Annotated in this window: 11 protein-coding genes and 1 pseudogene; 7 read left to right on the top strand and 5 right to left on the bottom strand. The window is 66.3% G+C overall.

All coding sequences use genetic code 11. The features are described from left to right. Window positions 1-84 precede the first annotated feature (84 nt). From NBE95_RS06290 to cysQ, 5 genes are all read right to left on the bottom strand, one after another. Window positions 85-1,122 (bottom strand): glycosyltransferase family 2 protein, encoded by a 1,038-nt coding sequence (locus NBE95_RS06290; protein ID WP_289893058.1) that lies wholly within the window; start codon window positions 1,120-1,122, stop codon window positions 85-87. Next, window positions 1,119-2,117 (bottom strand): UDP-glucose 4-epimerase GalE, encoded by a 999-nt coding sequence (gene galE, locus NBE95_RS06285; protein ID WP_289893057.1) that lies wholly within the window; start codon window positions 2,115-2,117, stop codon window positions 1,119-1,121. Before galE ends, NBE95_RS06290 begins: the two co-directional genes overlap by 4 nt. Before the next feature lie 3 nt (window positions 2,118-2,120). Further along, entirely contained in the window at window positions 2,121-3,011 is an 891-nt protein-coding gene (locus tag NBE95_RS06280; RefSeq protein WP_019352815.1) for a UTP--glucose-1-phosphate uridylyltransferase, read from the bottom strand. A 253-nt stretch (window positions 3,012-3,264) separates the two neighbouring features. Then, the gene (locus NBE95_RS06275) at window positions 3,265-4,065 is read right to left on the bottom strand and encodes a manno-octulosonate cytidylyltransferase (RefSeq protein ID WP_289893056.1); all 801 of its coding nucleotides are present in this window, start codon (window positions 4,063-4,065) and stop codon (window positions 3,265-3,267) included. 4 nt (window positions 4,066-4,069) lie between these two features. Then, on the bottom strand, window positions 4,070-4,867 hold the full coding sequence (gene cysQ / locus NBE95_RS06270) for a 3'(2'),5'-bisphosphate nucleotidase CysQ (RefSeq protein ID WP_289893055.1): 798 nt from the start codon (window positions 4,865-4,867) through the stop codon (window positions 4,070-4,072). Between the two features lie 130 nt (window positions 4,868-4,997). On the opposite strand from cysQ, the gene NBE95_RS06265 reads away from it, so the two are divergent. From NBE95_RS06265 to NBE95_RS06235, 7 genes and pseudogenes are all read left to right on the top strand, one after another. Continuing rightward, a complete protein-coding gene (locus NBE95_RS06265; RefSeq protein WP_289893054.1) occupies window positions 4,998-5,819 on the top strand; it encodes an ABC transporter permease in 822 nt (273 codons plus the stop codon). A gap of 233 nt (window positions 5,820-6,052) precedes the next feature. Next, entirely contained in the window at window positions 6,053-7,969 is a 1,917-nt protein-coding gene (dnaK, locus tag NBE95_RS06260) for a molecular chaperone DnaK (RefSeq protein WP_289893052.1), read from the top strand. 81 nt (window positions 7,970-8,050) lie between these two features. After that, window positions 8,051-9,205: a molecular chaperone DnaJ gene (gene dnaJ, locus NBE95_RS06255; RefSeq protein ID WP_289893051.1), complete on the top strand. Its 1,155-nt coding sequence runs from the start codon at window positions 8,051-8,053 to the stop codon at window positions 9,203-9,205. Window positions 9,206-9,329: 124 nt separating this feature from the next. Further along, the gene (gene radC / locus NBE95_RS06250; protein ID WP_289893050.1) at window positions 9,330-10,121 is read left to right on the top strand and encodes a DNA repair protein RadC; all 792 of its coding nucleotides are present in this window, start codon (window positions 9,330-9,332) and stop codon (window positions 10,119-10,121) included. Between the two features lie 197 nt (window positions 10,122-10,318). Then, window positions 10,319-10,888: a ubiquinol-cytochrome c reductase iron-sulfur subunit gene (gene petA / locus NBE95_RS06245; protein WP_289893049.1), complete on the top strand. Its 570-nt coding sequence runs from the start codon at window positions 10,319-10,321 to the stop codon at window positions 10,886-10,888. 10 nt (window positions 10,889-10,898) lie between these two features. Continuing rightward, window positions 10,899-12,221: a cytochrome b gene (gene petB, locus NBE95_RS06240; RefSeq protein ID WP_019352398.1), complete on the top strand. Its 1,323-nt coding sequence runs from the start codon at window positions 10,899-10,901 to the stop codon at window positions 12,219-12,221. Between the two features lie 639 nt (window positions 12,222-12,860). Continuing rightward, window positions 12,861-13,574, top strand: a pseudogene (locus NBE95_RS06235) (cytochrome c1); the annotation flags it as partial. Window positions 13,575-13,644 lie beyond the last annotated feature (70 nt).

Genomic DNA, 13,644 nt, shown 5'->3' with positions numbered 1-13,644 from the left:
TGACCGTCTCGGCTCATGCTAGGGGACATGCTTCGTGGCGCGGTTTTTCGCAAGCGGTTTCATCCTCGTACCGGGCGCGGGCGGTCAATCGGTCCAGCCGGTCCCGCCCATCAGCCCCAGTTCGGCCAATTGCCGCCAATCGCGATAGCGCAACGAGCCGGGATGCCACAGCACCGGCGCCTCGGTCAGCGCCCGGTGATAGCCGGCATAGGCGTCCGGATCGGCGAAATGCTGCCGGCGGCCCAGTTCCTCGCGCGAGCGCTCGACGATGCCGGGCAGGAACTTGCTGTGCAGCAGCACCCCCGACAGCCGCGGATCGCCCGGCCCGTCGTAAAGGTCGTTCAGGCGCGGCGGCAGCATGGAATGGGTCGAGTTCACATAGGCATAGCGCCAGTGCCAGCGGATCAGCGGCAGCTTGTTCAGCGTCGGCGCCCGCTGCGGCCGATCGGCGAAGAACACCCGCTGGCGCACGCCGCCCTGCACCCAGCGGTTGCGGCGCGGCTGCATCACCTGGCAGGGATAGGGGCCGGCATCAAAGAAGGGCAGCTCCTCGGTGACGCTGCCCCCGCCCGAAGGTTGGTCGAGCGGCCCTCGCGGATACAGGTCCAGCATCAGCGCCCCCATGCCGGGAATGCCCCGCGCGTCCAGATGCGCGGTCAGGGCCCGCAGGTCGTGGCTGTCGCAATGCGGATAGACCAGCAGCTCGTCGGCATCGGCGCAGACGCACCAATGGCCATGGCCGTGGCGCAGCAGCAGCATCCCCATCCAGTCCAGGCCGAAGCGCGCCTCGCGATAGCTGGCGGGGGTGCTCCACAGCGAGACGTCGGGCTGGGCGCGCAGGAACTCGGCGCTGCCATCGGTGCTGGCATTGTCCACCGCCAAGACGTGCCGCACGCCCAGTTGCCGGTAATGCGCAAGAAATTCGGGCAGGCGCTGCATCTCGTTGCGCAGCGTGGTGAACAGCAGGATGTCGCCCGGCCGGATCGCCGCGGTCCGGTCCGCCACGGGGGTCAGCACGCGCCCCGCCCGGATCGCACGCCAGATCAGCTTGCGGCGTTTCCAGCGCAGCCGCCCGGCCGACCACGCCCGCCGCAGCAGAACGGGCCGGCCGGGGCGGTTCACCGGGCGTAACCGCCGTTCTGGTGCCAGCGCCAGGCGTCGCCGATCATCTGCGGCAGGGTCGAGCGCGCCGGATCCCAGCCCAGCACCGAGACCGCCTTTTCGCTGCCCGAGACCAGCTTGACCGCATCGCCGCCGCGGCGCGGCCCCTCGGTCAGCGGCACCGGGCGGTTGGTGACATGCCGGGAATGGTCGATCACCTCACGCACCGAGAAGCCGTTGCCGGTGCCCAGGCAGAACACCTCCTGCCCGCCCGTCGCCACCTTGCCGTCCAGCAGGTATTTCAGCCCCAGCACATGCGCGTCCACCAGGTCCATCACATGCACATAGTCGCGGATGCAGGTGCCGTCCGGCGTCGGGTAATCGGTGCCGTGAATGGTCAACGCCGCGCGCTTGCCGTCGATGGCATCCAAGATCAGCGGGATCAGATGCGTCTCGGGCTGGTGGAACTCGCCCACCTCGGCCTCGGGGTCGGCGCCGGCCACGTTGAAATAGCGGAAGATCACCGAACGCAACCCGTCCGAGGCGCCGAAATCCTTCAGCATGTCCTCGATCGCGCGCTTGCTGGCGCCATAGGCGTTCAGCGGCGTCTGGGCGGTACCCTCGTCCAGCACCACGCCGTCATGGTCGCCATAGGTGGCGCAGGTCGAGCTGAAGACGAAGTTGCGCACCCCCGCCGCCAGCGTCGCCTCGATCAGGTTGAGCGAGGCGCCGACATTGCCGCGCCAGTACTTCCCGGGCTCGCGCATGGCCTCGCCGACCTGGCTCAGCGCCGCGAAATGCATCACGGCGACGGGCTTGTGGGCGGCAAGGACCTGATCCAGCCGGGCGCGATCCATCAGATCGCCCTGCTCGAAGGGGCCGAACTTCACCGCTTCCTGCCAGCCGGTGCAGAGGTTGTCGTAGGTGACGGGGACGAAACCCGCGTCGCGCAAGGCCTTGCAGGCGTGCGAGCCGATATAGCCCGCGCCGCCGGTGACCAGAACCGTGTCGCCCATGCCTTATTCCGCAGCCTTCCGCATCGCCATGACGTCGGAGAGGTAATCCGCGAACTCGTCCTTGAGATCGTCGCGCGCCAGGCCGAAGGCCACGGTCGCCTGCAGGAAACCGGCCTTGGAGCCGCAGTCGAAACGCTGGCCGCGGAAGCGCAGGCCATAGACGTCGCGGCCTTCCTCGATCTCGTCGGCGATGGCGTCGGTCAGCTGGATCTCGCCGCCGGCGCCCTGCTTGAGCTTGTTGAGGTTGTCCATGACGGTCGGCGCCAGGATATAGCGGCCGATCACGGCAAGGTTCGAGGGCGGGTTTTCCTTGGGTTTCTCGACCATGCCCTTGGCGCGGACGATGGCGCCCATGTCCTCGGCCACGTCGAGCACGCCGTAAGCCTTGGTCTTCTCGGTCGGCACTTCCATGGTCGCGACCATGGTGCCGCCGGTTTCCTTGTAGGCCTCGACCATCTGTTGCAGGCAGGGCGGCTCGCCCATGATCACGTCGTCGGTCAGGATCACCGCGACGGGCTCGTTGCCCAGCAGCCGGCGGGCGCACCAGACCGCGTGGCCAAGCCCCAGGGCCTTGTGCTGACGCACATAGGCGATGGCGCCCGAATCCATGTTGGTGCCGCGCAGCACGTCCAGAAGCTCGTTCTTGCCGGATTTCTTCAGGCTCGATTCGAGCTCGTGGGCATGGTCGAAATAATCCTCGAGCGCCCCCTTGCCGCGCGAAGTGACGAAGATGAATTCCTCGATACCCGCCGCACGCGCCTCGTCGATGGCGTATTGGATCAGCGGCCGATCCACCAAGGTCATGATTTCCTTGGGAATACTTTTCGTGGCGGGAAGAAAGCGGGTGCCGAGGCCAGCTACGGGGAAGATGGCCTTGGTGACTTTGCGATTCATGAATCATGTCTCCTGATTTCTGCGCCTCCTGCAGGGTGCTTATCCCTCTTTGTCGACGCTTCCGCAACAAGCGCATAGCAGGCGCGGCCGTTCCATAAATTACTAAAGCGATTCAGTTTTTGGCGGTTTGCAGCGATTTTCTGCTTATTCCCCTTTCAGGTCTAGGCAATTTTCTTCCCGCGCCCAGAATAGGACGCCCTCTGCGCGGAAATGTGACAGCCGCGCGCTGCCGGAAAAACTCCGCCGCCGCGCCTCAGGCAAGGCCCATCCGGCTCATCATCGCTTCCAGCTTGGGCACGTCCGAGGGGTTGTTCAGCTCCCAGAACTCGCGGCCCCGCGCCTCGACCTCGACGCAGAGGATGCGGCGGCCGCGTTCAAGGAAGCGGAGCTGTTCCAGACCTTCCAGCGCCTCCAGCCGTCCCTCGTCCCAGCCGGGATACTCGGCCAGCGCCTCGGGGCGATAGGCATAGACGCCGACATGGTGAAACACCGGCGTCGGCTGGTTCGGCGCGAAATCCGCGCCGGCATAGGGGATCACTTCCTTGGAGAAATACAGCGCCCGCCGATCATGGCCGAAGACCGCGGTGGTGCCGCCGACCCTGCCCGCCACCCGGTCGGCGATCAGGTCCGAGCGCATGGCGCCCGAGCAACGCAGCACCGGCGTCGCCACATCGGCGCCCGGATCGGCGCGCAGACCGGCGACCAGCTCCTCGACGAACCAGGCGGGCGTCAGCGGCGCGTCGCCCTGCAGGTTCACCACGATCTCATGCGTCAGGCCCAGCTTCGCCACCGCCTCGGCGCAGCGTTCGGTGCCGTTGCGGGCCGCGGTCGAGGTCATGGCGACCTCGGCCCCGAAACCCTCGGCATGGGCGCGGATGCGCTCGTCATCGGTGGCGACGATCACCCGGTCGATGCCCTGGACGGCGCGCGCCGCCGCCCAGCTGCGGCGGATCAGGCTCAGCCCCTCGCCGGTGGCGCCGCGCAGCTCGACCAGCGGCTTGCCGGGATAGCGCGTCGAGGCGTGGCGGGCGGGAATGACGATGACGACCGACATGGGATCAGTCCTTGACCAGCAGCACGCCGGGGGCGAAGGCGATGAAGAACGGGTTCTCGAAACCGGGCTTGCCGTATTTCAGCGCCGTGTGGTCATCGAAGCGCACCACCTCGCCACCCGCGCCGCGCAGCACGGCATCGCCGGCGGCGGTGTCCCATTCCATGGTGCGGCCGAGGCGCGGGTAAAGATCGGCCTCGCCCGTCGCCACCAGGCAGAACTTCAGCGAGCTGCCGGCCGAGGTCATGTCGCGCACCCCGTAGCGGGCGATATAGTCATCGGTCGCCGCATCGCGATGCGATTTCGAGGCGACGACCATCAGCGCCCGGTTGTCGGGCATGGAATTGACGCCGATGGGCGTGACCTCGCCCGGCTTTTCGCCGAAGGGGCCCTTCTCCTCGACCGAGCCGCCCTCGGCATTGGTATAGAACAGCCGGCCCTTGGCCGGGGCATAGACCACGCCAAGGCGCGGCACGCCGTCCTGGACATAGGCGATGTTGACGGTGAAATCGCCGCGGCGCTGCACGAATTCCTTGGTGCCGTCCAGCGGATCGACGATCAGGAAGGTAGAGAGGCTCTGGCCATGGGTGGCGGCCTGCTCCTCGGTCACCAGCGGGATCTCGGGGAAGGCGGCGCGCAGCCCGGCCGAGATCAGCGCATCGGCGGCCTCATCGGCCTCGGTCACCGGCGAGGCGTCGGATTTCGCCCGCACCTCGAAATCCTCGGCACCATAGATCTTCATGATCTCGTCCCCGGCCTGCAGGGCCAGGCGACGCATCTCGGCGATCAATTGATCGAATTGCATGGTTTTTCCTTTCCATCCCGAACCCACGGGATTGCGGCGCCGATTGAACCCGGCGGTTCCGTTCCTTATGATGCCGGGAACCGCGCAGGGCAAGCGCCCCGCATGTCGCAACGGAAAGACCCCGCCGAGCATGTTCACCCAGCGCCGCAACCGCAACATGGTCGAGGCCGCGTTCACCACGCTGTCGCTGATCTACCACGTCACGGTCAACAACCTGCGCAAGGGCCAGCGCAATGCCGTGGTCGGGCTGGTGATGACCGTGGCGCAGTCCATGGCGATGATCGCCGGCTTCTGGCTGATGTTCACCATCATCGGGGTGCGCAAATCGCCGATCCGCGGCGATTTCATCGTCTATATCATGACCGGCATCTTCATGTTCATGGCCCATTCCCAGGCCATCGGCGCGGTGTCGAATGCCGGCAGTCCCAGCAACCAGATGATGAAGCACGGGCCGATGAACACGGCGGTGCTGATCTCGGCCGCGGCGCTGGCCTCGCTCTACAAGCAAACCTTCTCGGCGCTGGTGGTGCTGACGGCCTATAACTACCTGGTCGAGCCGGTGCATATCGACAAGCCGCTGGCCTGCTACGCCATGCTGCTGATGGCGTGGTTCTCGGGCTGCTGCATCGGGCTGATCTTCCTGTCGCTGCGGCCCTGGTGGCCGCAGGGGGCGACGGTGCTGACGCAGTTCTACCAGCGCATCAACATGGTGTTCTCGGGCAAGATGTTCGTCGCCAACACCATGCCTTCCTTCATGCTGCACCTGTTCGCCTGGAACCCGCTGTTCCATATCATCGACCAGACCCGCGGCTTCGCCTTCATCAACTACTCGCCGCGCAACTCGTCGCTGGAATACCCGGTCTATGCCACGCTGGCGCTGCTGATGATCGGGTTGATGGCGGAATTCGTCACCCGCAAGGCGGTGTCGATCAGCTGGTCGGCCGGACGATGAGGCCGGTTTCCGCCCGACCGCCGCCGCCGCAAAAGCGCCGGCCCTTCCGCCTGCGACAAGGGCATGTTTTCTGCCCTCGGCTCAGCTTGCAGCCCGCCAGACCCCTTCCTATATAGGCCCATGAAGCTCGGAGGGCCCCGGACACGGTTCCCTTCGGTCAATCCAGGGATCGGGTTTTCGGGGGCCGCTTGAGGACCCAAGGCCCAGAATATCGCCGCAAGAAAGGTTATTGCATGTCCAAAGTCATCGGCATCGACCTCGGAACCACCAACAGCTGCGTCGCCATCATGGACGGCAGCCAGCCCAAGGTCATCGAGAACTCGGAAGGCGCCCGCACCACGCCTTCGATCGTCGGCTTCACCGACAGCGAGCGGCTGGTGGGCCAGCCCGCCAAGCGCCAGGCGGTGACCAACCCCTCGAACACCGTCTTCGCCGTCAAGCGCCTGATCGGCCGCCGCACCACCGATGCCGAGGTGGAGAAGGACAAGAAGCTGGTCCCCTATACCATCGTCGACGGCGGCAATGGCGACGCCTGGGTCGAGGTGCGGGGCGAGAAATACTCCCCCAGCCAGATTTCCGCCTTCATCCTGCAGAAGATGAAGGAAACCGCCGAATCCTATCTGGGCGAGCCGGTGACGCAGGCCGTGATCACGGTGCCCGCCTATTTCAACGACGCCCAGCGTCAGGCCACCAAGGACGCCGGCAAGATCGCGGGCCTGGAAGTGCTGCGCATCATCAACGAGCCGACCGCGGCCGCGCTGGCCTATGGCCTCGACAAGAAGGACAGCAAGACCATCGCGGTCTATGACCTCGGCGGCGGCACCTTCGACATCACCATCCTGGAAATCGACGACGGCCTGTTCGAGGTGAAATCCACCAACGGGGATACGTTCCTGGGCGGTGAAGATTTCGACATGCGCATCGTCAACTACCTGGCCGACGAGTTCAAGAAAGAGCATGGCGTCGACCTGACCAAGGACAAGATGGCGCTGCAGCGGCTCAAGGAAGCCGCCGAGAAGGCCAAGATCGAGCTGTCCAGCTCCAGCCAGACCGAGATCAACCAGCCGTTCATCTCGATGGACAAGGACTCGGGCACGCCGCTGCACATGGTCATGAAGCTGACCCGCGCCAAGCTGGAAAGCCTGGTCGGCGACCTGATCAAGCGCACCATGAAGCCGGTCCAGGACGCGCTGAAGGATGCCGGCATGTCCAAGGGCGACATCGACGAGATCGTTCTGGTCGGCGGCATGACCCGGATGCCGAAGGTGGTCGAGGAAGTGACCAGCTTCTTCGGCAAGGAACCGCACAAGGGCGTGAACCCGGACGAGGTCGTGGCGCTTGGCGCCGCCATCCAGGCCGGCGTGCTGCAAGGCGACGTCAAGGACGTGGTCCTGCTCGACGTGACGCCGCTGTCCCTGGGCATCGAGACCCTGGGCGGCGTTTTCACTCGTCTGATCGACCGCAACACCACCATCCCGACCAAGAAATCGCAGATCTTCTCGACCGCCGAGGACAATCAGAACGCGGTGACGATCCGCGTGTTCCAGGGCGAGCGCGAGATGGCCGCCGACAACAAGCTGCTGGGCCAGTTCAACCTGGAAAACATCCCGCCGGCACCGCGCGGCATGCCGCAGATCGAGGTGACCTTCGACATCGACGCCAACGGCATCGTGTCGGTTTCCGCCAAGGACAAGGGCACCGGCAAGGAGCAGAAGATCACCATCCAGGCCTCGGGCGGGCTGTCGGATGACGAGATCAACCAGATGGTCAAGGACGCCGAGGCCAATGCCGAGGCCGACAAGAAGCGCAAGGAGCTGGTCGAGGCCAAGAACCAGGCCGAAAGCCTGATCCACACCACCAAGAAGTCGCTGGAAGAACATGGCGACAAGGTGGACGGTTCGACCGTCGAGGCGATCGAACTGGCGATCGGCGCGCTGGAAGAGGCCGTCAAGTCCGAGGATGCCGGCAAGATCAAGGGTGGCATCCAGAACCTGATGGACGCCTCGATGAAACTGGGCGAGGCCATCTACAAGGCCAGCCAGGCCGAGGCCGGCGCGGGCGATGCCGATGGCGAGCCCGGCCCGCGCGACGTGGATGACGAGATCGTCGATGCCGATTTCGAGGATCTCGGCGAAGGCAAGCGCAAGTAAGCGCGATGTGACCCAACCGGCCGGCCCGCTGCAGACCCGCACGGGCCGGTCCTGTCTTGAAAGACCCCGGACGCGATCGACATGGCGAAACGTGATTACTACGAGGTGCTGGGCGTTCAGCGGGGCGCCTCGGCCGACGAGATCAAGAAGGCCTACCGCACCAAGGCAAAGCAGTTGCACCCCGACCGCAACAAGGATTGCAAGGTCTCGGAGGCGGCGTTCAAGGAAGTGAACGAAGCCTATGACTGCCTGAAGGACGACCAGAAGAAGGCCGCTTATGACCGGTTCGGCCATGCCGCCTTCGAGAATGGCGGCGGCGGCTTCCACCGGGGCAACGGCCATGGCGATTTCGGCTCGGCCTTCGCCGATGTGTTCGAGGATCTGTTCGGCGACATGATGGGACGCCGGCCCGGCGCCGGCGGGCGCGCGCGCTCCAGCCGCGGCCAGGACTTGCGCTACAACCTGCGCGTCTCGCTGGAAGAAGCCTATAACGGCGTGCAGAAGACCATCAACGTGCCCGGCTCGGTCGCCTGCGAGGCCTGCAGCGGCACCGGCGCCGAGGGCGCGGTCGAGCCCGCCACCTGCCCCACCTGCTCGGGCATGGGCAAGGTCCGGGCCACCCAGGGCTTCTTCACCGTCGAGCGCACCTGCCCGACCTGCAACGGCCAGGGCCAGATCGTCAAGAATCCCAGTCAGGAATGCCGCGGCGCCGGCCGCGTCCAGAAGGAACGCACCCTGTCGGTGAACATCCCCGCAGGCGTCGAGACCGGCACCCGCATCCGCCTGGCCGGCGAGGGCGAGGCCGGGATGCGCGGCGGCCCGGCGGGCGATCTCTATATCTTCATCGAGGTCAAGGAACACCCGATCTTCATCCGCGACGGCCGGATGCTGGCCTGCCAGGTGCCGGTCAGCATGGCCACCGCCGCCCTGGGCGGCGAGATCGAGGTGCCGAACATCGACGGCGGCCGCTCGCGCGTCAAGGTGCCGGCCGGCACGCAGAGCGGCAAGCAATTGCGCCTGCGCGGCAAGGGCATGCCGCCGCTGCGCCACGGCCCGGGGCTGAACGGCGAATCGGGCGACATGCTGATCGAGCTGGTGGTCGAAACGCCGGTGAACCTGACCGCGCGGCAAAGGGATCTGCTGCGCGAATTCGAGGCGATCAAGGCCGACAACAACCCGCAGACCCAGGGGTTCTTCCAGAAGATCAAGGGCTTCTGGGACGAGATGAAGGGCTGAACCGGCCAGGCCGGCGCGTCTGGCGCCGCCGGGATTCGGGTATTTGGAAAACAGAGAAGGACCTGGGAGCCGGGATCGCGCGCGTTAACCCGGCCTTTACCCTTGCCGTGGCAGGCTGCCGGTCATGGACCCGAATCGCGCCTTTCACGAAGCACCGCTGCCGCTGTTCTCCGCCGCCCCGAGCGCTGCGGGGGACGAGACGCCGCTTGCCGGAGGCACCGCCCTGGCACCCGGCAGCCGCCCGCCCAGCTATATCGCCGATCACCGCGCCCGGCTGCGCGACCGCTTCATGCAGGGCGGGGCCGGGGCGATGCCGGATTACGAATTGCTGGAATTGGTGCTGTTCCGCGCCATACCCCGCCAGGACGTGAAGCCGCTGGCGCGGCGGCTGCTCGACCGGTTCGGCGATTTCAACCGGGTGCTCTCGGCCCCACCCGCGCGGCTGGCCGAGGTCTCGGGCGTCGGCCAGGCGGTGATGCAGGAGCTGAAGATCGTCGAGGCGGCAGCGCAGCGCCTGGCGCGCTCGCGCGTCATGCACCGCCCGGTGCTGACCAGCTGGGACGCGCTGCTGGACTATTGTCACACCGCCATGGCGCATCGCGAGATCGAGCAGTTCCGCGTCCTGTACCTGGACCGCAAGAACGTGCTGATCGCGGACGAGGAACAGGCGCGCGGCACCGTCGACCATGTCCCGGTCTATCCGCGCGAGATCATGCGCCGGGCGCTGGAGCTGAATGCCAGCGCGCTGATTCTGGTTCACAACCATCCCTCGGGCGATCCGACGCCCTCGCAGGCCGACATCGCCATGACCGGCCGCATCGCCGCCGCGGCCGAGGTGATGGGAATCGCCGTTCACGACCATCTGATCATCGGCAAGGCCCGCGAACTGAGCTTCCGCAGCGAGGGGCTGCTTTAGCGCAAACAGCCGCAGAGCGCTCCGGCAGCGCGCAGCTAAAATCCCACACTCGCGGCGTTTTGCGGCCCGAGCCCCCGCCGGCCCGGCTGGACTGACAGGAATTTGATCGCTAGAACCGCCCATGCGAGGGCTGTGCGATGCACGGCCCGTTCCGTCGTATCGCCCCGGTTTCGGGGCATAAATGGAGATCAAAACCCGTGTCCCACGCAGACGAACACGCAGGTGACCACGGCACCCGGAGGGACTTCCTCTACTTCGCGACCGCCGGTGCCGGCGCCGTTGCGGCCGGAGCCGCGACCTGGACCCTTGTCAACCAGATGAACCCCTCGGCCGATGTCCAGGCGCTTGCCTCGATCCAGGTCGATGTCAGCGGCGTCGAGACCGGCACCCAGCTGACGGTGAAATGGCTCGGCAAGCCCGTGTTCATCCGCCGCCGCACCGAGGAAGAGATCCAGAAGGGCCGCGAGGTGCAACTGGGCGACCTGATCGACCAGAATGCCGAGAATGCCAACAAGCCCGGCGAGCCCGCCACCGACCAGAACCGCGCGCTCGACGAGGCCGGCGAATGGCTGGTGATGATCGGCGTCTGCACCCATCTGGGCTGCGTTCCGATCGGCGACGGCGCCGGCGATTTCGGCGGCTGGTTCTGCCCCTGCCACGGTTCGCACTACGATACGGCCGGCCGCATCCGCAAAGGCCCGGCACCGCAGAACCTGCACATCCCCGTTGCCGAATTCGTCAACGAAACCACCATCAAGCTGGGCTGAGGAGGCGCACATGGCCGGTATTCCCCACGACCATTACGAGCCCAAGACGGGTTTCGAGCGCTGGCTGCATCGCCGCCTCCCCGTCGTCGGCCTGATCTACGACACCATCATGATCCCCACCCCCAAGAACCTGAACTGGTGGTGGATCTGGGGCATCGTGCTGGCATTCTGTCTGGTGCTGCAGATCGCGACCGGCGTGGTGCTGGTCATGCATTACACGCCGCATGTCGACCTGGCCTTCGCCTCGGTCGAGCACATCATGCGCGACGTGAACGGCGGCTACATGCTGCGCTACCTGCATGCCAACGGCGCCTCGCTGTTCTTTTTTGCCGTCTATATCCACATCTTCCGCGGCCTCTATTACGGCTCCTACAAGGCCCCGCGCGAGGTGACCTGGATCGTCGGCATGCTGATCTACCTGGCGATGATGGGCACTGCCTTCATGGGCTACGTGCTGCCCTGGGGCCAGATGTCCTTCTGGGGCGCCACGGTGATCACCGGCCTGTTCGGCGCCATTCCCGGCATCGGCGAGTCGATCCAGACCTGGCTGCTGGGCGGCCCGGCGGTGGACAATGCCACGCTGAACCGCTTCTTCTCGCTGCACTATCTGCTGCCCTTCGTCATCGCCGCGCTGGTGATCGTCCATATCTGGGCCTTCCACACCAGCGGCAACAACAACCCGACCGGCATCGAGGTGCGCCGCGCCTCGAAGGAAGAGGCGCAGAAGGACACCCTGCCCTTCTGGCCCTATTTCGTGATCAAGGACCTGTTCGCGCTGGCCGTGGTGCTGGTGGTGTTCTTCGCCGTCGTGGGATTCATGCCGAACTATCTCGGCCATCCCGACAACTATATCGAGGCGAACCCGCTGGCGACGCCGGCCCATATCGTGCCGGAATGGTATTTCCTGCCCTTCTACGCCATCCTGCGCGCCTTCACCGCCGATGTCTGGCTGGTGCAGCTGGTGAACTGGCTGTCCTTCCGCATCATCGACGCCAAGTTCTTCGGCGTGATCGCCATGTTCGGCGCCATCCTGGTCATGGCGCTGGTGCCGTGGCTTGACACCTCGCGCGTGCGCTCGGGGCAGTACCGGCCGCTGTTCAAGTGGTGGTTCTGGCTGCTGGCCGTGGATTTCGTGGTCCTGATGTGGGTTGGCGCCATGCCGGCCGAGGGCATCTACCCCTATATCGCGCTGTTCGGCGCGGCCTATTGGTTCGGCTATTTCCTGGTGATCCTGCCGCTGCTCGGCATCATCGAGAAGCCGCTGCCCATGCCGCAGACCATCGAGGAAGACTTCAACGCCCATTACGGGCCCGCAACCCATCCTGCCGAGTAAGGAGAGGCATCAATGACCCTGAGAAACGCATCGCTCACGGCCGTTGCGGCCCTGACGGTTGCCTTGGCAGGCGGCGCGGTGGCACAGGACGCCAGCACGGCGCCCGGCACCACCGCTCCCGCGGGCTCGAGCTACCAGACCGGCACGCCGGCCGCCCCGGCGGCCGCGGCACCCGAAGCTGCGGCGGAAACCTCGGCTCAGCCGACCGCCACGGCAGCGCCGGAAGCCGCAGCGGAAGCGGCACCCGAGGCTGAAAAGCCTGCCGCCGCGGCAGCCCCGGAAACCGCGACCGAAGAACCGGCGGCGGAACAGCCGGCGGCCGATGAGGCGCAACCGGCCGAGGACACCGCTGCGGAAGCCGCCCCCGCCGAGGAAACCGCCGCGCCCGAGCAGCCTGCGGCCGAAGAACCGGCGGCGGAAACCGAGGCCCAGCCCGCAGCCGCCGAGCCGGTCTCCGAACCGGAAACTGCGGCCGAGCCGGAAGCCGCGGCCGAGGAAGCCGCCGAAGCGCCGGCCGCCGAGGCGACCGAGGCGTCTGCCGCGGAAGAACCCGCCGCCGAAGCCCCTGCCGCTGAAGCGCCGGCTGCCGAGGCCACCCCGGCCGAGGCACCCGCCGCGGCCGAAGGCCATGCCGCCGCGCATATCGAGGACATCTCGTTCAGCTTCGAGGGACCGTTCGGCAAGTTCGACCAGTTCCAGCTGCAGCGCGGCCTGCAGGTCTATACCGAGGTCTGCTCGGCTTGCCACGGTCTGCGCTATGTGCCGCTGCGCACCCTGGGCGACGAGGGCGGCCCCGGCCTGCCCGAGGATCAGGTCCGCGCCTATGCCGCGAATTTCGACGTCACCGACGAGGAAACCGGCGAGGATCGCCCGCGCGAGCCGACCGACCATTTCCCGACCGTCTCGGGCGAGGGCATGGGACCGGACCTGTCGCTGATGGCCAAGGCGCGCGCCGGCTTCCACGGACCCTATGGCACCGGCATCTCGCAGCTGTTCAACGGCATCGGCGGCCCGGAATACATCCATGCCGTTCTGGCCGGCTATAACGGCGAGGACAAGGAGGAGGCGGGCAGCACCTTCTATCACAACGCCGCCTTCCCCGGGAACTGGATCAAGATGCCGCCGCCGTTGAGCGATGGCCAGGTCACCTATGAGGACGGCACCGAAGCCACCGTCGACCAGATGTCGCGCGACGTGGCCGCCTTCCTGATGTGGACGGCCGAGCCGAAGATGATGGACCGCAAGCAGATCGGTTTCGTCTCGGTGCTGTTCCTGATCGTTCTGGCGGCGCTGCTGTATCTGACCAACAAGAGGCTCTGGTGGCCGATCAAGCATCCGCGCAAGCCGGAGTGATCGCCGCTTTCTGAACCGAAGACGCGCCCCCCGGGGCGCGTTTTTCTTTTCCGGGATGGACAAGCTGCCG

Origin of the sequence: Paracoccus sp. TOH, assembly GCF_030388245.1 — a bacterium.
GTDB lineage: Bacteria > Pseudomonadota > Alphaproteobacteria > Rhodobacterales > Rhodobacteraceae > Paracoccus > Paracoccus simplex.
The sequence above is the reverse complement of the archived record's forward strand: the minus strand, read 5'-3'. Positions and strand labels throughout refer to the sequence as shown.

Bases quoted from the DNA above. Each gene is read 5' to 3' on its own strand.
- galE (WP_289893057.1), bottom strand. From the start codon at position 2,117: ATGGGCGACACGGTTCTGGTCACCGGCGGCGCGGGCTATATCGGCTCG.
- NBE95_RS06280 (WP_019352815.1), bottom strand. From the start codon at position 3,011: ATGAATCGCAAAGTCACCAAGGCCATCTTCCCCGTAGCTGGCCTCGGC.
- NBE95_RS06275 (WP_289893056.1), bottom strand. From the start codon at position 4,065: ATGTCGGTCGTCATCGTCATTCCCGCCCGCCACGCCTCGACGCGCTAT.
- cysQ (WP_289893055.1), bottom strand. From the start codon at position 4,867: ATGCAATTCGATCAATTGATCGCCGAGATGCGTCGCCTGGCCCTGCAG.
- NBE95_RS06265 (WP_289893054.1), top strand. From the start codon at position 4,998: ATGTTCACCCAGCGCCGCAACCGCAACATGGTCGAGGCCGCGTTCACC.
- dnaK (WP_289893052.1), top strand. From the start codon at position 6,053: ATGTCCAAAGTCATCGGCATCGACCTCGGAACCACCAACAGCTGCGTC.
- dnaJ (WP_289893051.1), top strand. From the start codon at position 8,051: ATGGCGAAACGTGATTACTACGAGGTGCTGGGCGTTCAGCGGGGCGCC.
- radC (WP_289893050.1), top strand. From the start codon at position 9,330: ATGGACCCGAATCGCGCCTTTCACGAAGCACCGCTGCCGCTGTTCTCC.
- petB (WP_019352398.1), top strand. From the start codon at position 10,899: ATGGCCGGTATTCCCCACGACCATTACGAGCCCAAGACGGGTTTCGAG.